Origin of the sequence: Streptomyces sp. NPDC015144 (assembly GCF_043079735.1) — a bacterium.
Classification (GTDB): domain Bacteria; phylum Actinomycetota; class Actinomycetes; order Streptomycetales; family Streptomycetaceae; genus Streptomyces.
This window is the reverse complement of sequence record NZ_JBIBUU010000001.1, coordinates 193,280-212,788: the sequence shown is the minus strand read 5'-3', so window position 1 is coordinate 212,788 and position 19,509 is coordinate 193,280. Positions and strand designations below refer to the sequence as shown.

Sequence of the window (19,509 nt, the reverse complement as noted above, 5' to 3'; positions counted from 1 at the left end):
GGTCAGCTCCCCTTCGCGGGGACGATCTGGAGGTAGATCGCCGTGAGGACCGTGTTCACGAAGAACAGCAGCATGAAGGTGATGACGACGGACTGGTTGACCGCGTCGCCGACGCCCTTGGGGCCGCCGCGCGGGTTGAGTCCGCGGTAGGCGGCGACGATGCCCGCGATGAATCCGAAGATCAGCGCCTTGAGCTCGCTGATGTAGAGGTCGGGCAGTTGGGCGAGGGCGGAGAAGCTGGCCAGGTACGCGCCGGGGGTGCCGTGCTGGAGGATCACGTTGAAGAAGTAGCCGCCGAGTGTGCCGACCACCGAGACCAGGCCGTTGAGCAGGACGGCGACGAGCATGGTGGCCAGGACCCGGGGGACGACGAGCCGCTGGATCGGCGATACGCCCATGACCTCCATCGCGTCGAGCTCCTCGCGGATCTTGCGCGAGCCGAGGTCGGCGCAGATGGCGGAGCCCGCGGCGCCGGAGATCAGCAGCGCCACGATGATCGGGCTGGCCTGCTGGATGACGGCCAGGACGCTGGCGCCGCCGGTGAACGACTGGGCGCCGAGCTGCTGGGTGAGCGAGCCGACCTGGAGGGCGATGACGGCACCGAACGGGATCGAGACGAGTGCGGCGGGCAGGATGGTGACGCTGGCGACGAACCAGAACTGCTCGATGAACTCCCTCACCTGGAAGGGGCGTCGGAAGACCTCGCGGCTCACGGTGGCGGCCAGGGAGAACAGCTTCCCGGTCTCGCGGAGCGGGGCGAGCAGCCTGCTGGGCGGCTTCTGCCCGGCGCTCTTCGGGGCCTCGGGCCCCGGTGGCGGGCCGGAGTCCGGCGGTTCGGGGGGCAGCACCGGCATGGGGGCCGTCACGGGCGCTCACCGCCGCCGGCCGGGGTGTAGCTCTTCAGGATGGCGGTGCGGGCGGCCTCGGGGAGCTGCCCCATCATCGACATGACCCGCTCCCGGCGGCGCAGCGCGGCCTGCCGTACGGGCATGCCGGGCGAGGGCTCCAGCTGCGGGACGACGGTGCGCGGCGCGTTGGCGGAGCTGATGCCGACCCCGTAGCCGTTGATCTCCTCGGCGGCGAGGGTGGCCGCGTCCTTCTCCTCGGCCATCCCGATGGGGCCCTCGCGGCGGCCCGCGAGGAACTGGGAGACGACCGGCAGCTCGCTGGTGAGCAGGACCTCGCGGGGGCCGAAGGTGACCAGGTTGCGGCGGAAGAGCATCCCCATGTTGTCGGGGACGGTGGCCGCGATGTCGAGGTTGTGGGTGACGATGAGCATCGTCGCGTCGATCTGCGCGTTGAGGTCGATGAGCAGCTGGGAGATGTAGGCGGTGCGGACCGGGTCGAGGCCGGAGTCGGGTTCGTCGCAGAGGATGATCTGCGGGTCCAGCACCAGGGCGCGGGCCAGGCCGGCCCGCTTGCGCATACCGCCGGAGATCTCGCCGGGGAGTTTGTCCTCGGCCCCGAGGAGGCCGACGATCTCGATCCGCTCCATGACGACGCGGCGGATCTCCGACTCCTTCTTGCGGGTGTGCTCGCGCAGCGGGAACGCGATGTTGTCGAAGAGCGTCATCGACCCGAAGAGGGCGCCGTCCTGGAACATGAGACCGAAGAGTTTCCGGGTCTCCATGATGTCGCGCTCCGGACTGTTCACCATGTCGACGCCGTTGATGAGAACACGGCCCTGTTCGGGCTTGAGCAGGCCGATGATGGATTTCAGGAAAACGGTCTTTCCCGTGCCGGACGGGCCGAGCATCACGCTCACCTCTCCGGCGGGCAGCGTGAGGGTGACGTCCTGCCAGATGTTCTGCTTGCCGAAGGACTTCGTGAGGCCCTCGACGACTACTTCGATTCCCATCGGCCCTCCTTCGAAGTTGTGGTGAACGAAGTCATCTGTCAGCGCTCCGGCTCTGAGAAATCCAATGGCGGCTCGTCACACATGCACCAGGAGGCGCACACGCTATGTCCGTCGAAACCGCCAGGACAAGCCGTTGAGCAGCGGAGATCGACGAATCTGGGGCGGGGTCCGGAGCACTTGTCACCAAGTGACAAAGACCTACGGTCGCTTTGTCGAAAGGTGCGCAAGCCCTCCGGCCCGCGGATCGGGCGCCGACGGCCGGCGAAGCCGGTTCCGTCCGGGCCCCCGGGGTACCGGGCGAGCAGCCACGGATACGTTTCCCCGCTGCTCAACCGGGACGCTACGACCCGGTAACCTGCTTAGCAATACTGGATCGTAAACTTTCTGTGGGCTGAAACACGTTCTCGGCGCTTTTTGTCGTCCGGTGAGTATTCGCCTCCATTCGCTTATGAAGAAGTGAGTGGAGGCGGCGCCCGGCCGAAGACCCCTTGCATACGTCCGCCCCACCCGGAAGCACCATCCGGGTGGGGCGGACGAGGTGTGCGGTACGCGTGCTGCTAGGTGAATGTGACCAGGTGGGTTCCCGAATAGGGGAACTGGTCCCCGGCGTATGCGAGACCCGCGCAGTTGTTGGCCTGCGAGACGGTGAGCCCGCCACCGGAGCCGACCGAGAATTCGCTGGTCGCCTGATCGAACGCGGCGTTCCGCGCGTTTCCGGTCGCCGTCACGGTGCAGGTGCCGAACAGGGTCTCCATCCGGACCGCGAGAACGACGCCCTGGACATTCCCGGAAACGACCGTTCCCGAGGACGACGACGGAGCGAACGCCGCTGCCCGGGTCAGCCGGGCCGAGCCGGTGGCGCCGAGCGGCCCCTGGCACTGCCACGTGGCGGACAGGATGGTGTTGTCCACGCCCGAGGCCGTGCCGCTGTCGCAGGTGAACCCGCCCATTACGGCCGTGGTCCCGGGTACGAGCTTCGCCGTCCAGGCCCCGGCGAGCGGTGCCGTAGCCTCACCCGCCGAGGTGGCGTACGCGGACGGCACCGCGGCCGCGATCAGCGCGCCGACCGCCGCCGCGCACGCTAACCGTCCGGTCCTGTTCCTCATCGCCTCTCCTCCCCCGTCCCGGCTACTTCGCGACGCCCGCGTGCCAGTTCTCCGCGAGGAGACGGCCCGCGTTGGGCGCCGACGCCCCGGGCAGGGCCAGGCCCGCCGTGTAGGTGGCGGCGTTGTTGAGCGTCAGGCTGTTCTTTCCGGCGGCCGAGGGGAGGCCGGTCTTCAGGTTGACCGCCCAGTTCAGCTCGCCGAGGGTCAGCGGGCCGCAGCCGCTCACGCCGGGCACCGCGAAGGACGAGTCGCCCTGCGCGTTCCCGGTCAGCTCGATCCGGTTGAGGAAGCCCCCGGTGTTCGTGGTGCCGTCGGCGTCGAAGCGGCGGCTGCCGATGGCGGGCTGGCTGAGGTTGCGCGGGCTCAGCACGATCGGGTTGGAGGCGGTGCCGATGTAGCACTTCGAGCCGAGGAAGGGGTTCTCCAGGTGGATACGGATCGGGATGTTGACGATCGTCTTCCCGCTCTGCATCCCGGCCGTCAGGTCGAAGTTCGTGGGCGTGCCCACCGACTGCACGGTGGCGACGACACGGTTGAGGCTGTTGTCCGTGAGCTGCTTGCAGATGTCGGAGACGACCGGGATGTCGTTCGGGCACATCAGCCCGAGGAGTCCGCCGGGGATCTCCGTCGGGGCGCCGACGATCGATCCGCCCGCGGCCGGCACGACCCTGGACGCACCGGTCGACGTGTTGCGGACGATGCCGAACTGGAGGTCGTTGGCCCCCGTCGTCGCCTCGGTGTTGCCGAGCTTGATGGAGCCGCTCTCGGAGTGCGAGGACACGCACATCGCGATCTCGTTCGTCCCGTCCGCGGCCAGCATCGCCGGGTCGTCGACCGGACAGCGGCTGAACGGCGCCCAGTTGCCGTTCATCCCCTGCGCGGAGGCGGCGCCCGCCGGTGAGGTGCTGAGCGGGATTCCGACGGCCACCGCCGCCAGCGCGCCGAGGAGGGCGGGTCTCACTCTTTTCGAAGCAGCTCGCATGGTTCGTCTGCCTTTCTGGGGAACGGAAGTGGCACGTGCGGAGAAACGGTCAGCGTTCGGGTTCGGGCTTCGGCGGTTCGGGGCAGTTGGCGGGAGCACCGTCGACGCAGAGCGGGGACTGCATCATCTTGGTGTAGTTGTCCGGGCTGGAGATCGACGCGGTGAAGAGGTTGTCCAGGTCCTCCGTCACCCCGCATCCGGTGAAAGGCGGTACGTCCGGGTAGCCGATCAGCGGACCGCCGGTCTTCACCGTGTAGCCTTTCGGTCCCTGTCGGCCGGTCTCGCCCTTGCCGACCAGCTCCAGCTGCATCGGAGCGGCGCTGCGGCAGTCGGGGCCGACTTCCAGCGGTTCCCCGTTGACGGAAACGTCGTACAGACGCAGGCTCACCGGCACCAGGGCGGTGGTCGTCTCCTTGTACTGGCCGTTCGCGTCGGGGACCGAGTCACCCATCGTTGCGACGGAGATTCGATCCTGGAGGGTCAGCTCCAGCTTCCCCGTCGTCGGCATGAAGCCGAAGGTGAGGAAGGTGGCCTTGGCCGGCGGCATCTGGGGCTTGCCCTGGTAGTCGAGCGTGCCGTCGCTGGTCAGCCAGCTCTTCATGGCCGTCCCGCACCTGAGGAAGGAGACCGAGCTGTTGAGGTTGAGCAGGATGTGCCCGGGGTCCTTGAACTTCACCGCCCCGTCGAGTTTGTTGACGTTGCTGTAGCCGGCCATGTAGCCGTGCGCCGCCTTGGGCACCTGGGGGAGCGGCCCGGTGACGACCGTGCATCCCTCGGGGATGGGCACGCTCCTCACCGGCCCGTCCGCGGTCGCACGGGCGGTCTTGGACCCGCCGGGGAATACGGTCCCGGACGACTCGGGGGACACTCCTTCCCCGGGCGTCGTGTCCGCCGGCCGGGGAACCGTGACCGAGGCCAGCTCGGCGTTCTGGTCCGGGTCGACCTCGCAGGTGACGGACCTCGGTGCTGGTACGTCCCCCGAGCCCTCGGCACCCCGAACGGTGAGGCCGACGTCCAGCCGCCCGACAGCGAAGAGCACGTCGCCGCTGGACCTCGGGGTGACCGTCGGCACCTCGCCGGTGGCGCGCAGCGCGATCTCCCCGGTGTCCGGTACGGCGGTCTCGGCGATGGCCAGTTCCTGCCAGGGCACTTCGGTGCTCTGGCCGCGCTGGGAGACCTCGGTGAGCAGTCGCGCCGATCCCGTCACGAGCGGCGATTCGATCCCCGGCAGGTCGGTCAGGGCGGCACGCGGCAGCTCGAAGGAGAGCGAGACCTCCTCCGCCCGGATCTTCGCCCCGACGCCGGAGCTAACCGGCAGTTCCGCCTCGATGTGCACCGCGACCTGCTGCGCACCGGACGGCAGGTCGCAGCTGTAGGTGACATCGGCCTCGGCGGTACGGGTGTCTGCGGCCGATCCCGTCCCCGGCATGAACCCCGCCACCAGTGCCAGCGCGCCCACCGCGGCGACCCGCATGGTGGTACGGGCCGGTCCCCGGTGCCCCTCCTCGGCGCGTTCGCTCCGAAAGGCTCTGATTCTCATCTCGACATCCTGCTGTTCGTCCCGAAATTCGGCGGTTGGCGCGGGAAGGACACATACGGAGCAGCGACGGCGGGCCGCGGAACGGAGGCGAACCCCCGCTCCGCGGCCCTCGTTGCCCTTGTCGGCGCGGTCCCCTTACGAGAAGGTGATGGACAGCGGGTTGGTGACCTTGTACGTCGCGTCGAACGTGGCCGAGTCACCCGCGTTGAGCAGCCCCGCGCAGTTCGTGGCGCTGTCGACCTTCAGACCGGCACCGTTGTTGATGTCGAGCTCGTTGGTCGCGTTGTTGTACGTCACGTTGCTCACGGTGCCGCTGATCACGGCGTTGCAGGTCCCGAGGATGGTGTCACCCACCAGGTTGACCTTCACCCCGCTCAACGTGCCGGAGGAGATGCCGCCACTGTAGGAGTTGGCGTTGATGTTGATGACCGAACCGGCGGCCAGCGATGCCTGGAAGCTGGAGCCGAGCGGCCCGGGGCACGGGCTGGCCGCGGATCCCCAGGTGACCGAGGTGATCTTCGCGATGCCGGCGCCGGAGGCGTACGTACCGTTGACGGCGGTGCCGCTGGCGGAGGACACCGAGCAGTCGACCTGCTGGCTGGTGTTGGTGTCGACCAGGGTCGCCACCGTCCCTGCCTTGAGCGACGCGGTGAAGGTGCCGCCCGCGTTGGAGTTGGTCACGGTCCACCCGGCGAGGGCGGTGGCCGAGGCGGACGTCGCGGCGAAACCGAGCGCGGCGGCGGCGACGGTGGTGGCGAACAGGGCGCGGCTGAGGGTCTTACTCACGGAACTTACCTCCGGGAAGTGGAGTTGGACGTACCCGATTACCTCGCTCCGGGGCCAGGGAATGGCTCGCGGCGGCGAGGGCGGCTCACATCGTGGAACGCAGCGGTCGATGGACTCGACTGCGTGATCGAACTCCGTGCGGCTCGAACGTTACGAGCCAGTAGACCGACGCGGCAATACCCGACGCAGAAATTCCGTGACCGGGTCGGTAAAAGCATTCCAGCTTAGCGACAACTCAGCAGATCGCCGCGATCTTCTATCGGAAAGTGAGTAGTTACGGCCGTGTCATATGCCCCTCGGGGGCCCCGACACTCACCCCGGACACACTCGCCGGTACCCGTCGCGACCCCCGATCACCCGCCTACCCGCCGGTAAGATCGTCTCCCGCGCGGCTGAATGACGCCCCGGCCAGGCATGTACCGGCCGTCGGCCCCACGCGCCCGGCCGTCGCGGGGCAGCGGCCCCGCACGCCCGTAACCGGACGGCCCCCTTCCGTCAAAAGCTCCGACGAATTACCGTTCCGATCGATCGAACGTCTTCCGGACCGTGAATCCCGGAGTATTTCCCGGGCAATGAATACATGGCCTCGAATACCCGCACCGCCGGAAGTGGGACCGCCCGCACACCCTCCCCGATCGCACCACTCCGGACGGATACGCACCAGTCGCACGAATCCCTGCCAATCCCCCGGCCAAGAGTCCGTTACCCACGGTTACTTTCTTGTCGCCTCCGGAGCAGTTGTCCGAAAAACATTGTCTTGAAGTGAGCAGTCGCGTCCCACCTGCACCGAAGCACCACAACAAGGCCGGGATATGTGCCCCTTGCACTTCGATCTTGCCGAAGTGGTGGGCACGGTGGCCGAGTTGGTCTATCTTCATCGCGAACTTGGTACGCACCTGATCGGTTCGTGGGAGCGCTCTCCCCCGCCTGACCCCCCACCGGGCGCCGGATAAACGAGGGGACAGTCATGCCAGCACTCGTACAGCCGTCGGACACGGGGGATCCGCTCGGACCGCTCCCCCAGGAGTTCGCCGCCATCATGCGGCCCGAGCTTCCGAGCCTCATCAAGGAGATAGGCGTCGAGGTCACCCGCGCCTATCCGGAGTACGCCCGGCTGCTGAACGGCCCCAACGGACAGGCCATCCGGGTCGGCGTGGAGCAGAGCCTCTCCTCCTTCGTGGACCTGGTCGCCGAGCCGACCGCCTCCACCTCGCTCCGCGACGACATGTGCCGCCGGTTCGGCCGGTTCGAGGCGTACGAGGGGCGCACGATGGAGACGCTCCAGGGCGCGTACCGGCTCGGGGCGCGGATCGCGCTGCGGCGGGCCAAGAAGGTCGGCAAGAGCTACAACTTCTCCCCCGCCCTGATGCTCAGCTTCGCCGACGCGCTCTTCGCCTACATCGACGAGCTGGAGTCCCTGTCGCGGGAGGGATTCCTGGAGGTGCAGTCGCAGACCGGCGAGCAGAGCGAGGCCATGCGCCGCCGGCTGCTCCACCTGATCCTCGCCGGACGCCCCGCGCCGCGCACCGCCATCGCCGAGCTCTGCGAACAGACCGGGTGGGCGCTCCCCGAAGAGGTCACCCTGGTCGCCGTACGCCCCCCGGCCACCCTGGACCGGTCCGTGGTGGACCGCGACATACTGGCCGATCTCAGCGACCCACAACCGCACTTACTGATCCCCGGCCCCTTCGACGAGGCCCGCGCACGCATGCTGGACGAGGCACTGCTCGGCGCCCACGCCGCGATCGGCCTGACCGTGCCCACCGCCCTGGCCTCGGACTCGATCCGCTGGGCCCGCCGGGTGCTCGAACTCGTCGACACCCAGGTCATCGACGACGCACCCGTCGTTCTGTGCGAGGACCACCTCACCACCCTGTGGCTGCTCTCCGACCCGGCGCTGGTCGACCAGCTGGCCCAGCGCGAACTGGCGCCGATCGCCGGGATCAGCACCACCCGCCGGGAGCGGCTGGTCGAGACCCTGCGGATCTGGCTCGACACCCGCGGCACCGCGGCCCACATGGGCGAGCTTCTGGACGTCCACCCCCAGACCGTCCGGTACCGGATGCGGAATCTGGAGTCCATCTTCGGCCGGCAACTGACCGACCCCCAGAGCAGATTCTCCACCGAGGCCGTCCTGCGGGCGCTCCAACTGCGCTCCCGCAGCGAGGAACCGACGTCCTGACCCGCGCTCCGCGCCGAATCACTTTCCTCGCGCCACGTCAACTTACCTGTGAGTAATGGTAAATAGCCGGTCACTCTCAAACGGTTGCCACACGGAGACGTTCTCAACGAGAAACCCGGAACCGCGTCCCGTACACATGGAGGGGTCGGCCGCCGCACCCGGCGGCCGCGCCTCGCACCACCTCCTGGTCGACCATTTCCGAGAGGGCCCCACATGACCGCCTCCCACCTGCTCGTCCCCGTGCCGATCCCCGACCGGGTCGTCGCGCTGATCGGGTCCTGCATCCCTCAGCACATCCTCCAGGCGGAGTTCGAGGCCGCGTGCGCCGCGCGCGAGGTGCGCGCCTTCCGCGGGCCGCTCCTCTGCGACGAGGACCGGGCCGACCGTGAGCAGGCGCTCTCCGAACTGGCCCGCGCCAACAAGATCCTCGCCGCCCACCACCCCCGCCTCCCGGTACGCCCCGACAGTTCCTGGTGAACACCCCGAGGGGAGAATGCCGGGCACGATCCACCGCCCGCCGACCCCTCCCCGAAGGAACCGCCATGCCCACCGGACCGCGCCCGTCCGTCCTGTACGTCACCGACCTCGCCTACCCGGCCCGCGGCAGGCGCTACGGGGACGAGGACATCTCGCTGACCGCGCGGCTGCGGGAGGACTTCGCCCTCGCGCTCTACCACCCCCGGGACGCCGCCGCGCTGCTCGACGGTTTCGACGCGGCCCTCATACGCAACAGCGGCCCGGTGCTGCACCACCGGGAGGCGTACGAGGCGTTCCGCTCCCGGGCCCGGGAGCTGGGCACCCGGGTCTACAACCCGCTGCACGGCCGCGGCGACATGGCGGGCAAGCAGTACCTGGTCGATCTGAGCCGGTCCGGACACCCGGTGATCCCGACGGTGGACCGGACGGCCGACCTGGGCTCGCTGCCCACGGCGCCCGAGTACGTGGTCAAGCCGAAGCTGGGCGCGGACTCGGCCGGGCTCCGGTTCGTGCCGGAGCCCGTACTCCCGGACGGCGAGGACGGCGCCTGGCTCGTCCAGCCCCGGATCGACTTCCGCTACGAGGTGTCCTTCTACTTCGTCGACCACGACTTCCAGTACGCGCTGTACGCGCCGGACCCGGAACGCCGGTGGGAGCTCGTGCCCTACGCACCGGACGCGGCGGACCTGGCGTTCGCCCGCGACTTCGTGGAGTGGAACAGCCTGGACCACGGCATCCAGCGGGTCGACGCCTGCCGGACCGCCGGGGGCGAGCTGCTCCTCGTCGAGCTGGAGGACCTGAATCCGTATCTCTCGCTGGACCGGGTGGACGCGTCGGTGCGGGAGGCGTTCGCCGTACGGATGACGGCGTCGCTGCGGGACCTGCTGGGCTGACCCCCGTCCGGCCGTCCCCCACATGCGCGAGGCCGGGGGTGGTGTGAGGGTGCAGGCGTGACCACTGCCAGCGAGACCGCCCCCGCCACGCGGAGCGCCACCGCTCCGGCCGTACTCGATCCGCGCCGTCGGAACATCGTCTTCGCGACGATCGTGCTGGGCATCCTGCTGGCCGCCCTGGACCAGACGATCGTCGGCACCGCGCTGCCGACGATCGTCTCGGACCTGGGCGGCGCCGCCCACATGTCCTGGGTGGTCACCGCGTATCTGCTGGCGGAGACGGTGGCGACGGTCCTGGTCGGCAAGTTCGGCGACCTCTTCGGCCGGAAGATCATCTTTCAGCTGTCGGCGGTCATCTTCATCACCGGCTCGTTCCTCTGCGGGCTGGCGACCAACATGACCCTGCTGATCGTCTGGCGCGGCCTCCAGGGCATCGGGGCGGGCGGGCTGATGGTCACCTCGATGGCGCTGATCGCCGATGTGATCCCGCTGCGCGAGCGCGGGAAGTACCAGGGCGCGATCGGCGCGGTCTTCGGGGTGTCGACGGTGGTGGGGCCGCTGCTCGGCGGGCTCTTCACCGACCATCTGAGCTGGCGCTGGGCCTTCTACGTCAATGTGCCGATCGCGATCGCGGTGGTCGTCGCGGCGGCCCGGACGATCCCGGCGGTGAGATCGGCGGGCCGGCCCGTCATCGACTACCTGGGCATCGCGATGGTCACGGTCGGCGCGAGCGCGCTGATCCTGGCGACGAGCTGGGGCGGGAACGAGTACGCCTGGGGCTCGCCCGTGATCCTCGGGCTCTTCGCGGGCGGCCTGGTCGCCCTGGTGCTCTTCTGCCTGGTGGAGTTCCGGGCCGCCGAGCCGATGCTGCCGATGCGGCTCTTCCGGAACCCGGTGTTCACGGTCTGCTCCGTGCTGAGCTTCGTCGTGGGCTTCGCGATGCTCGGCGCGATGATCTTCCTGCCGACGTATCTCCAGTACGTGGACGGCGACTCGGCGACCCTGTCCGGGGTGCGGACGCTGCCGATGGTGATCGGGCTGCTCGTCGCCTCCGTCTTCAGCGGCAACGTGGTGTCGAAGACCGGCCGGTACCGGATCTTCCCCATCGTGGGCTCGGCCGTCATGGCGGTGGGGCTGTACTTGCTGTCCCGGATGGGTCCGCAGACCGGGGTCTGGCTGGAGTCGCTGTACATGCTGGTCCTCGGCGTGGGCATCGGGCTGGCCATGCAGGTGCTGACCATCGCCGTGCAGAACACCGTCGACTACGCGGACCTGGGGACGGCGACGTCGGGCGTGACGTTCTTCCGAACCCTCGGCAGCTCCTTCGGCACCGCGGTCTTCGGGACGATCTACGCCAACGCCCTCGAGCCCCGCCTCACCGACGGCATCACCGCCGCGGCCCGGGCCGGTGGCGACCCGGCGACGCTGGCGAAGGCCGCGCAGAGCCCGGCCGGGCTGCACGCCCTGCCGCCCGCCCAGTCCGCCCCGCTGGCCCAGGCGTACGCGGACAGTCTGCACACCGTGTTCCTGTGGACGGTGCCGGTCGCGGTGCTGGGGCTGGTCGTGGCGTTCTTCCTGAAGGAGGTGGAGCTGCGGGACACCGCCCGGGTGAGCTCGACGGACATGGGCGAGGGCTTCGCGCAGCCCAGCGCCGGTGACTCGGCCCGGCTCCTCGAATTCGCCGTCGCCAAGATCCTGCACGGGGCCGGTCCGGAGACCGCCCGGCGGATCGTCGCCGGGTCGGACACCCGGCTGGACATGGCGGGCGCCTGGGCGGTGATGCAGGTCGAGTTGTTCACCCGGATGGTGGGCCATGCGGGGCTGCGGCTGATCGCGGCCCGGCACCGGCTGCCGCACGAGGTGCTGGTGCCGGTCTTCGACCGGATGATCGAGGAGGGCTATCTCACCGGGGACGGCCATCTCTTCGCGCACACCGCGGCCGGGCGGCGGGAGGCGGCGGTGATCACCGAGGCATGGGCGCGGTGGCTCGGCGAGCGGCTGGACGAGCACGGGGCGCGCCCGGACGACCGGCGGCTGCGGGCGGCGGTGGACGTGATCGCCAAGCGGCTGCTGGCCGAGGACCTGGAGCAGGCGCTCTCACCGGCACCGCCGCGGACAAGGGCGCTGGCGGGAACGGGGAGCTGACCGCGCGTCCGTGCCGGTCCGTGCCACGCCCCGTCCCGGGCCGGCAGGCTCTCAGTCGAGGAACTCCCCGTCCACGTAGACCCAGGCGCCCTCGTGGCGGGCGAAGCGGCTCTTCTCGTGGAGGGTGCCCGGCCGGCCCCGCTCGGTGAAGTGGGCGCGGAAGGTGACCGTGCCGGTGGCGTGGAACGGGCTGCCGTCCGTCGTGCCCAGCACCTCCAGGCGCACCCAGCGTGTTCGGGGGTCGAAGTCGACGGCGGGCGGGCGGGTGCCGGGGTGCCAGCTGCGCAGCAGATACGCCTCGTCCCGGACCACGAAGGCCGCGTACCGGGAGCGCATCAGCGCTTCGCAGGTCGGCGCGGCGAGTGCCCCGGTGTGCATCCGGCCGCAGCACTCCGCGTACGGGGCGGGCAGGCCGCACGGGCACGGGGACTGCGCGGTGACCTCGGGGGTGGTGCTCCGGGCGGGGCGTGTGGGGCGTCGTGACATGGGTCCATTGTGGCCCGCGCCCCGGCCCGTCCGGGGCGCCGGGGTACGGCGGCCGCGGACGGACGGACCGGTGGGCGGACGCGGTCAGGGCTTGCGGGCCACGCCCGCGTAGCCGGGGATCGGTTCGTCGCCGGGGACCTCGACGGCCTCGCCGAGTTCGGGGTGCCAGTCCGCCGACAGGGAGAGGCCGGGTTCGACGAGGTCGAGGCCGTGGAAGAACGCGGCGACCTCGGCGTGCGAGCGCAGCCGCAGCGTCATCCCCCGGGACCGGTACATGGCGGACGCCTGCTCGGCGCGCTCCGGGTCGAAGTCCCCGGTGGTGTGCGAGAGCACCAGGTAGCTCCCGGAGGGGAGCCGCTCCACGAGGCTGTCGACGAGTTCGGCGGCGCCGTCCTCGTCGTCCACGAAGTGGAGCAGGGCGAGCAGCGACAGGGCGATCGGCCGGTCGAAGTCGAGGACCTTCCCGGCGGCTTCCAGGATGGTCTCCGGCCTGCGGGCGTCGGCCTGGATGTACTCGGTGGCGCCCTGCGGGGTGGAGCGCAGCAGCGCGGCCGCGTGGGCGAGGACGATGGGGTCGTTGTCGCAGTAGACGATGCGCGCGTCCGGGGCGGTGCGTTGGGCGATCTGGTGGAGGTTCGGCTCGGTCGGTATGCCGGTGCCGATGTCGAGGAACTGGCGGATGCCCCGGTCGGCGAGCCACCGGGTGGCCCGGTGCATGAAGGCGCGGTTCACCCGGGCCATGTCCCGCCCCCGCGCGTCGAGGGCGAGCAGTTGGCGGGCCATCTCCTCGTCGACGGGGTAGTTGTCCTTGCCGCCGAGGAACCAGTCGTACATCCGGGCCGGGTGGGGCTTGGTGGTGTCGATCTCGATACTTCGGGGGTCGTGCCCGGTCATAGCGCGCTCCGTGGGTGCGTAGGTCGGGGGGACAGCATCGGTGGACAACAGGATTCCGCGGGCGGGACGGCTGCGGCGCAACGGATTCGGGCGGCCCCGGGCCGGGGCCCGGGGCCGCCCGCGGTTCAGGTGAGCAGGAAGTCCGCCTGACCGGACTTGGCTCCCTGGATGAAGGCCGCGATCTCCCGGGGGGTGTATATGAGGGCGGGCCCGTCGGGGTCCGCGGACTGGCGTACGGCGACCCTGCCGTCGGACAGCTTCATCGCCTCGACGCAGTTTCCTCCGTTCCCCCCGCTCCACGGCTTGTGCCAGCCCTCGGTGCCGAGTGCGGCGGCCGGCATGCCGTTGTAAATGGGATCCATCACAGCTCCTTGCGGAAGTCCCGGAGGATTTCCTTCGTGCGTTGTGCAGTCGCGGCCTGGGCCGCCATGCGGTCCATGACTTCGAGGTAGGAGGCCACCTCGGGGCGCGCGTCGAAGTAGACGGCGCCGGTCAGGTACTCGCTGTAAACCATGTCGGGCAGTTCGGGGACGGCGAAGCGGAAGAGGACGAACGGGCCGTAGGTGCCCGGGTGGTGCCCCGTCGAGAACTCCGCGATCTGGAGCGTCACATGCGGCATCTCGGTCGCTTCGAGCAGCCGGTCGATCTGCGCGCGCATGGCGGCGACGCTGCCGACGGGGCGGCGCAGCACCGTCTCGTCCATGATCACCCAGAGCCTCGGGGCGTCGGGGCGGGTGAGCAGGGACTGACGCTCCATCCGCAGCGCCACATGGCGTTCGATGTCCTCGGGCCTGGTCTGTCCGACGGCTCCGGTGCGCATCACCGAGCGGGCGTAGTCCTCGGTCTGGAGGAGCCCGGGGACGAAGTGCGGCTCGTACATGCGCAGCAGGCTCGCGGCGCCCTCCAGGCTGACGTACATGCTGAACCAGTCGGGCAGCACGTCGTGGAACCGCTGCCACCAGCCCGGCTTGTTGGCCTCCTCGGCGAGCTCCACGAAGGCGTCCGACTCGTCCTCGGGCACCCCGTACGCCTTGAGCAGCACCTGTACGTAGGGGATCTTGAGCGCGACCTCGGCGGTCTCCATCCTGCGGATGGTCGCGGGCGCGACTCTGAGCACCTTGGCGGCCTGGTCGCGGCTCAGGCCGACGCGCTGCCGCAGATCCTGCAGGCGCTTGCCGAGAACGACCTGACCCACGGTCGGGGCGGACCGCGGTTCGCTCACTTCAGACCTCCCCATGCGCTGTTCCGAGCAGTGTGCCATGCGTCGGCCGAGCAGAACACAGCCACTCTGAAAATTTCAGAGTGCCCCTTGCCAAGTGTTCACGACAGGGGGAGAGTTGGTGAGTGAACCAGTTCACGAAGTCTCGCCCGCCCTCATTCGCGTGGGAGCGCGGAGCGTGACGCAGCCCCCACTGTGAGGAATCGGTTGTGGCACCTGGCAGTGCGCTCATCCCCCGGCTCATGGATCTCAGTCCCGGGACGGAGGCGCTCCGGTACTGCTTCGCCCTGCCCGCGTGCCCCGAGTCGGTGGCCGGTGCGCGCAGACTGACCCGGGCCCGGCTCGACCAGTGGCGGCTCGACGCGGACGCCTGCGACTCGGCGATCCTGATCGTCTCGGAGCTGTTCACCAACGCCGTGGTGCACACCATGAGCGCCCGGGTCGTCTGCGAGCTGCGCCGCCTCGACCGAAAGCTGCGGATAACCGTGCAGGACCAGGGACACCAGCCGGGCGGGCCGCGGCTGCGCCGGGGCTCCGACGACGAGCACGGGCGCGGTCTGGTGCTCGTCGACGCGATGTGCAGCGCCTGGGGTTCGCGCGACGCGGGGAACGGCTCGGGCCGCATCGTCTGGGCCGAACTGGCGCACGGCCCGGGACTCCCGTGCTGAGGGACGCGATGTCGCATCTGCTCACGGGATGGCGGGGGGCCGGTCCGGGCCCGTCCGGGACGGTACGGCTGCCGGTGCCCCCCTCGCTCTCGGCCACCCTCGGCTGCGACGCGGTGGGGGTGCCGGCCCGGTTCGGCTTCCGGCTGCTGTCCCATCTGCCGCGCACCGGCTGCGTCTTCGCGGCGGACGACCACTGGTGGTGGATCGTGCCCACCGGTTCCGACCTGGATCTCGACTGGCCCGAGCAGACCGTTTACGCGAAGGGGGCGCTCGTCCCCGCCGCACGGCCCCGGCTGATCCACCGGCCGGAGGGCCATACGCCGTACACCCCGCCGATCCCCCTGTTCCTGATGGTGTGCCAGGTGATGGGTGTGGCGCCGTCGTGGGCGCCGTCGAGGGACGAGCGCGCCGTCTCCGCCCCCTGACCCGGTGGCCCGGCGGATCGGGGCCGGCGGGCTTTGTGGTCGACTCCGGGCGGTCCTTCCTCCGGGCCGGCCCTTGCCGACCGCTCCGGAGCACCGGGGTGACCGCCGGACGCTCTGGTCACGCTGCGTTGTCAGTGGGTCGTTCTACTGTGGCACGAGTGATCGAAAGGCCCGCGCGGGAGCGGGCGTCGGGCGGAAGGGGGGCGGAGCTGTGCGCCGCTGGGAGCTGGTCGAGGGCAGTACGTCGAAGTTCTGGGAGACCGGGGCCGAGGGCGCCGTGGTGACGGTCAGGTACGGCCGGTGCGGCAGCGACGGACGCACCCGGTCCAAGGAGTACGCCTCCCCCGAGGCCGCCGCGGCCCAGATCGCCAGAGCGATCGGCGAGAAGGAGAAGAAGGGCTACCGCGAGGTCGGTTCACCGGACGCGGCCGCCACTCCCCGGCCCCGGGCCTCCGATGCCCCGGTTCCGGCCCGGGTCCCCGTCGTCCTCCCCGACGAGGACACCTTCGTCCTGCCCGCCGAGTGGAAGCGGGTGGTCCACCCCCGGCGCGGCGGAGCGCACGGCGCCCCCGTCGGGCGTCAGCCGGAGACGCACGACCTGCTGGACGCGAGGATCGCGGACGAGGCCGCCTGGATCGAGGAGTTCGTGCGCTCGCCGCGTTCGGACCCCTCGCTGGCCGAGGCGCTGCGGGCCCATCTCAACGGCTCCCCCTCCCCGCTCGGCGCGGCCGCGCTGACCGCGATCCTCAACGGCTCCGGCTGGGCGGAGTACTGGACCGCCCGGTACGGACTGCCGTTCGCCGCACGGGCCGCCACCGAGGTGTTCTCGGTCGACGCCGACTGGCGGCAGGGCCGCCGCAGCCGCACCGACCACCGGCTGCGGGCCCTTCCCGGCCCCCGCCAGGCCCACTGGGCCTGGCACCACCGCGCGCCGATCGACCGGGTCCGCGCCCTGCTCGCCGTGGCGGACGAGGACATCTACCGGGCCACCGTCGAGGCGCTCGCCCCGTGCCGCACCGACACCCTGCGCACGATCGTCGTCTCCTACCTGGTGCCGGGCGAGACCGGCTGGGTGGACGAGCTCTGCACGGACCCCGGGGTCGGCGCGGAGCACGACCGCACCCTGCGTTCCATGGTGTTCAGCTCGCTCTACTCGGCGGACCAGCTCGCGCTGCTCCCCTACGCCCCGGACTTCACCCTCGGCCTCGCGATGATCGCCACGGTCGCCGAGGGAGTGGGTACGGCCGTCGCCGGGCCGCTGGCCGCCTCGCTCGGCGGCAGCCACTACTACGCGGACAGCATGAAGCTCGCCGCCGAGGCCCTGGCCGAGATCCCCACCGACGAGGCGTTCCTCGGGCTGCTGGCCCACGCGGACTCGAAGCACGTCCGCCCCTCGCTCCTCGACGCCATGCGCCGCTACCCGGTGCGCGCCGTACGGCTGCTGGCCTCCGCGGCGAGCGGCCGTTCGGCCACGGCCTCCTGGTCGTCGCAGCTGCTGCGGAGCCATGTCGGAGCCCGGCGCGAGGTGGTGTCGGCGGCGCTCGAAAGCCTCGCTCCCGAGGTCGTGAGGATCGTCGAACCGCTGCTCAACCCGGTGGGCCTGATCGCGGACGCCCCGCTGGACGCCCTGCCGCCCCTGCTGACGGCGCCGCCGTGGTCGCGCCCCCGTACCGCCGCGAAGCCCACGGTCGTGCCCGGCCTGACCCCGGTGTCCGAGCCGCGCGTGGCGTGGCTGCCCGGGGAGCGGGAGTCCTGGGCGTCCGCCTCCAGTTGGTACACCGGCAGGCGCGGCGACCTGGCGGGGACGCTCGACGCCGTGCGCCGCGATCCGTCCGGGGACGGACTGCGGCCCGCCTGGGCATTCGTCCACGGCCCCCAGGAGACGGTCGCCCCGCTGCTCGCCGTCTGGGACCCGACCGATCTGTGGGAGGGCGAGGACACCCTCAGGCCGATCGCCGCCCGGTTCGGCCCGGCCGCGCTGCCCCTGCTGGTGCGCGCCGTGCCCCGGCAGCCCGGCCCCCTCGCCCCGCTGCTCCTCCCCTTCGTCGACGTGCAGGTCGCCCGGCTCATGGCGGACTGGGCGGTGCGGCTCAAGTCCACCGCCACGACCGCCCGTTCCTGGTTCGCCCGGCACGGTGTCGCGGCCGCCCCGCTCCTGGTGCCGGACGCCGTGGGCCGGGCGGGGGCCGCGCGGCGGGCCGCCGAGCAGGCGCTGGCGCTGATCGCCTCGGTGCACGGCGACGACGTGGTGCGCGGGGCCGCCCGGACGTACGGCGCGCAGGCGGCGGCAGCGGTGGAGGAGCTGCTCTCGGTGGACCCGCTGGAGCGGGCGCTGCCCGCCAGGATGCCGGTGCTGCCCGGCTGGGCCGATCCGGCGGTGCTGCCGCAGATCGTGGTCCGCTCCGGCGGGGCGCTGCCCGCCGCGGCGGTGCGGCACGCCCTGATGGCGCTGGCGCTGTCGAAGCCCGACGAGGTGTATCCCGGCGTCGCCGCGCTGACCGGTACGGCCACCGCCGCCTCGCTCGCCGAGTTCGCCTGGGCCCTGTTCGAGCAGTGGCGGCTGGCCAACATGCCCGCCAAGGAGTCGTGGGCGCTGCACGCCCTTGGCCTGCTGGGCGACGACAGGACGGTCCGCCTGCTCACCCCGATCGTCCGGACCTGGCCCGGCGAGGGGGCGCACCACCGGGCCGTGGAAGGGCTCGACGTGCTGGCGTCCATCGGCAGCGACGTGGCGCTGCTGCATCTGCACGGCATCTCGCAGCGGGTGAAGTTCAAGGCGCTCAAGGTGCGGGCCCAGGAGAAGATCGCGGAGGTCGCCGCGGGGCTCGGGCTGACCGGGGAGCAGCTCGCCGACCGCCTGGTCCCGGACTTCGGTCTGGACGCCGACGGTTCGACCGTCGTCGACTACGGCACCCGCTCGTTCAGGGTCGGCTTCGACGAGCAGCTGCGGCCGTACGTGCTGGACGGTGACGGCAAGCGCCGCAAGGACCTCCCGAAGCCGGGCGCCCGGGACGACGCCGAGCTGGCCCCCGCCGAACGCAAGCGGTTCATGGCGCTGAAGAAGGACGTCCGTACGGTCGCCCCGGACCAGGTGCGGCGGCTGGAGGCCGCGATGGTGGGCGGCCGTTCCTGGACCGCCCAGGAGTTCCGGGAGCTGTTCGTCGGTCATCCGCTGCTGGGGCACCTGGTGCGCCGGTTGGTGTGGCTGAGCGGGGCGGAGGGCTCCGGCCCCGTCGCGTTCCGGGTCGCGGAGGACCGTACGTTCACGGATGTCGAGGACGCCGTCTTCGCGCTGCCGGACGGGGCGGCGGTGCGCCTCGCGCATCCGCTGCACCTCGGCGACGCGCTCACCGCCTGGTCGGAGGTGTTCGCCGGCCACGGGATCCTCCAGCCCTTCCCGCAGCTCGGGCGCGCCGTGTTCACCCTGGCCGAGGAGGAGTCCGGCGCGTACCGGCTTCCCCGGTTCGAGGGGGTGAAGGTGCCGGTCGGGAAGGTCCTCGGGCTGGAGCGGCGCGGCTGGCGGCGCGGGGTGCCGCAGGACGCCGGGGTGGAGCGCTGGATCTCCAAGCAACTGGCGAACGACTGCTACCTGGTGGTCGCGCTCAACCCCGGGATAGCGGCCGGTGTGGTCGACATGTTCCCCGAACAGACCCTGGAGACCGTCTGGCTCGACGACCGCCCCGACGACCACTGGCAGGAGCGCGACCACACGCTCCGCTTCGCCGGACTGGACCCGGTCGCCCTCTCCGAACTCCTCGGCGATCTGACCGGGCTCACCGCGGGCATGACGCCGTAGGGAGGAGTTCCCGGGGCCCTCACGAGCCGGGCCCCGGGAGGGCGCCCTGCGG

At 71.0% G+C, this 19,509-nt stretch carries 17 protein-coding genes; 7 read left to right on the top strand and 10 right to left on the bottom strand.

Going from position 1 to position 19,509, the window contains the following annotated elements:
* Nucleotides 1–2 precede the first annotated feature (2 nt).
* The 6 genes from ACF08W_RS00865 to ACF08W_RS00840 form a co-directional block, all read right to left on the bottom strand.
* Entirely contained in the window at nt 3–866 is an 864-nt protein-coding gene (locus ACF08W_RS00865; protein ID WP_392277946.1) for an MlaE family ABC transporter permease, read from the bottom strand.
* Entirely contained in the window at nt 863–1,858 is a 996-nt protein-coding gene (locus ACF08W_RS00860) for an ATP-binding cassette domain-containing protein (RefSeq protein ID WP_352274748.1), read from the bottom strand. Before ACF08W_RS00860 ends, ACF08W_RS00865 begins: the two co-directional genes overlap by 4 nt.
* A 557-nt stretch (nt 1,859–2,415) precedes the next feature.
* Complete coding sequence (locus ACF08W_RS00855; RefSeq protein WP_392277945.1) at nt 2,416–2,964, bottom strand: hypothetical protein; 549 nt, start codon at nt 2,962–2,964, stop codon at nt 2,416–2,418.
* A gap of 22 nt (nt 2,965–2,986) precedes the next feature.
* Nucleotides 2,987–3,946, bottom strand: a complete 960-nt coding sequence (locus ACF08W_RS00850; protein WP_385208940.1) for a hypothetical protein — start codon at nt 3,944–3,946, stop codon at nt 2,987–2,989.
* Nucleotides 3,947–3,995: 49 nt separating this feature from the next.
* Nucleotides 3,996–5,486, bottom strand: a complete 1,491-nt coding sequence (locus ACF08W_RS00845; RefSeq protein WP_392277944.1) for a DUF6801 domain-containing protein — start codon at nt 5,484–5,486, stop codon at nt 3,996–3,998.
* Between the two features lie 135 nt (nt 5,487–5,621).
* A complete protein-coding gene (locus ACF08W_RS00840) occupies nt 5,622–6,272 on the bottom strand; it encodes a hypothetical protein (RefSeq protein WP_352274752.1) in 651 nt (216 codons plus the stop codon).
* A gap of 967 nt (nt 6,273–7,239) precedes the next feature.
* On the opposite strand from ACF08W_RS00840, the gene ACF08W_RS00835 reads away from it, so the two are divergent.
* From ACF08W_RS00835 to ACF08W_RS00820, 4 genes are all read left to right on the top strand, one after another.
* Nucleotides 7,240–8,454 (top strand): helix-turn-helix domain-containing protein, encoded by a 1,215-nt coding sequence (locus ACF08W_RS00835; RefSeq protein ID WP_385208935.1) that lies wholly within the window; start codon nt 7,240–7,242, stop codon nt 8,452–8,454.
* 213 nt (nt 8,455–8,667) lie between these two features.
* Nucleotides 8,668–8,931 carry a hypothetical protein gene (locus tag ACF08W_RS00830; RefSeq protein WP_352274754.1) on the top strand — a complete coding sequence of 88 codons (264 nt, stop codon included), beginning with the start codon at nt 8,668–8,670 and terminating at the stop codon, nt 8,929–8,931.
* A 65-nt stretch (nt 8,932–8,996) separates the two neighbouring features.
* Nucleotides 8,997–9,824, top strand: coding sequence for a hypothetical protein (locus ACF08W_RS00825; protein ID WP_392277943.1), 828 nt, complete (start codon nt 8,997–8,999; stop codon nt 9,822–9,824).
* Nucleotides 9,825–9,881: 57 nt separating this feature from the next.
* Nucleotides 9,882–11,969 (top strand): MDR family MFS transporter, encoded by a 2,088-nt coding sequence (locus ACF08W_RS00820; protein ID WP_392277942.1) that lies wholly within the window; start codon nt 9,882–9,884, stop codon nt 11,967–11,969.
* A 51-nt stretch (nt 11,970–12,020) separates the two neighbouring features.
* Here the strand turns inward: ACF08W_RS00820 and ACF08W_RS00815 are convergent, their stop codons facing one another.
* From ACF08W_RS00815 to ACF08W_RS00800, 4 genes are all read right to left on the bottom strand, one after another.
* Entirely contained in the window at nt 12,021–12,455 is a 435-nt protein-coding gene (locus tag ACF08W_RS00815) for a YchJ family protein (RefSeq protein WP_385208928.1), read from the bottom strand.
* A gap of 84 nt (nt 12,456–12,539) precedes the next feature.
* Entirely contained in the window at nt 12,540–13,349 is an 810-nt protein-coding gene (locus ACF08W_RS00810) for an SAM-dependent methyltransferase (RefSeq protein WP_385208925.1), read from the bottom strand.
* Between the two features lie 125 nt (nt 13,350–13,474).
* On the bottom strand, nt 13,475–13,711 hold the full coding sequence (locus ACF08W_RS00805; RefSeq protein WP_352274759.1) for a DUF397 domain-containing protein: 237 nt from the start codon (nt 13,709–13,711) through the stop codon (nt 13,475–13,477).
* The gene (locus ACF08W_RS00800) at nt 13,711–14,571 is read right to left on the bottom strand and encodes a helix-turn-helix domain-containing protein (RefSeq protein WP_385208922.1); all 861 of its coding nucleotides are present in this window, start codon (nt 14,569–14,571) and stop codon (nt 13,711–13,713) included. The genes ACF08W_RS00805 and ACF08W_RS00800 overlap by 1 nt, the downstream gene beginning before the upstream one ends.
* A 206-nt stretch (nt 14,572–14,777) precedes the next feature.
* On the opposite strand from ACF08W_RS00800, the gene ACF08W_RS00795 reads away from it, so the two are divergent.
* The 3 genes from ACF08W_RS00795 (at nt 14,778) to ACF08W_RS00785 (ending at nt 19,457) form a co-directional block, all read left to right on the top strand.
* Nucleotides 14,778–15,236 carry an ATP-binding protein gene (locus ACF08W_RS00795; protein WP_352274761.1) on the top strand — a complete coding sequence of 153 codons (459 nt, stop codon included), beginning with the start codon at nt 14,778–14,780 and terminating at the stop codon, nt 15,234–15,236.
* Nucleotides 15,230–15,661, top strand: coding sequence for a hypothetical protein (locus ACF08W_RS00790; RefSeq protein ID WP_385208916.1), 432 nt, complete (start codon nt 15,230–15,232; stop codon nt 15,659–15,661). Before ACF08W_RS00795 ends, ACF08W_RS00790 begins: the two co-directional genes overlap by 7 nt.
* A gap of 211 nt (nt 15,662–15,872) precedes the next feature.
* Nucleotides 15,873–19,457, top strand: coding sequence for a WGR and DUF4132 domain-containing protein (locus tag ACF08W_RS00785; protein WP_392277941.1), 3,585 nt, complete (start codon nt 15,873–15,875; stop codon nt 19,455–19,457).
* Nucleotides 19,458–19,509: the final 52 nt, after the last annotated feature.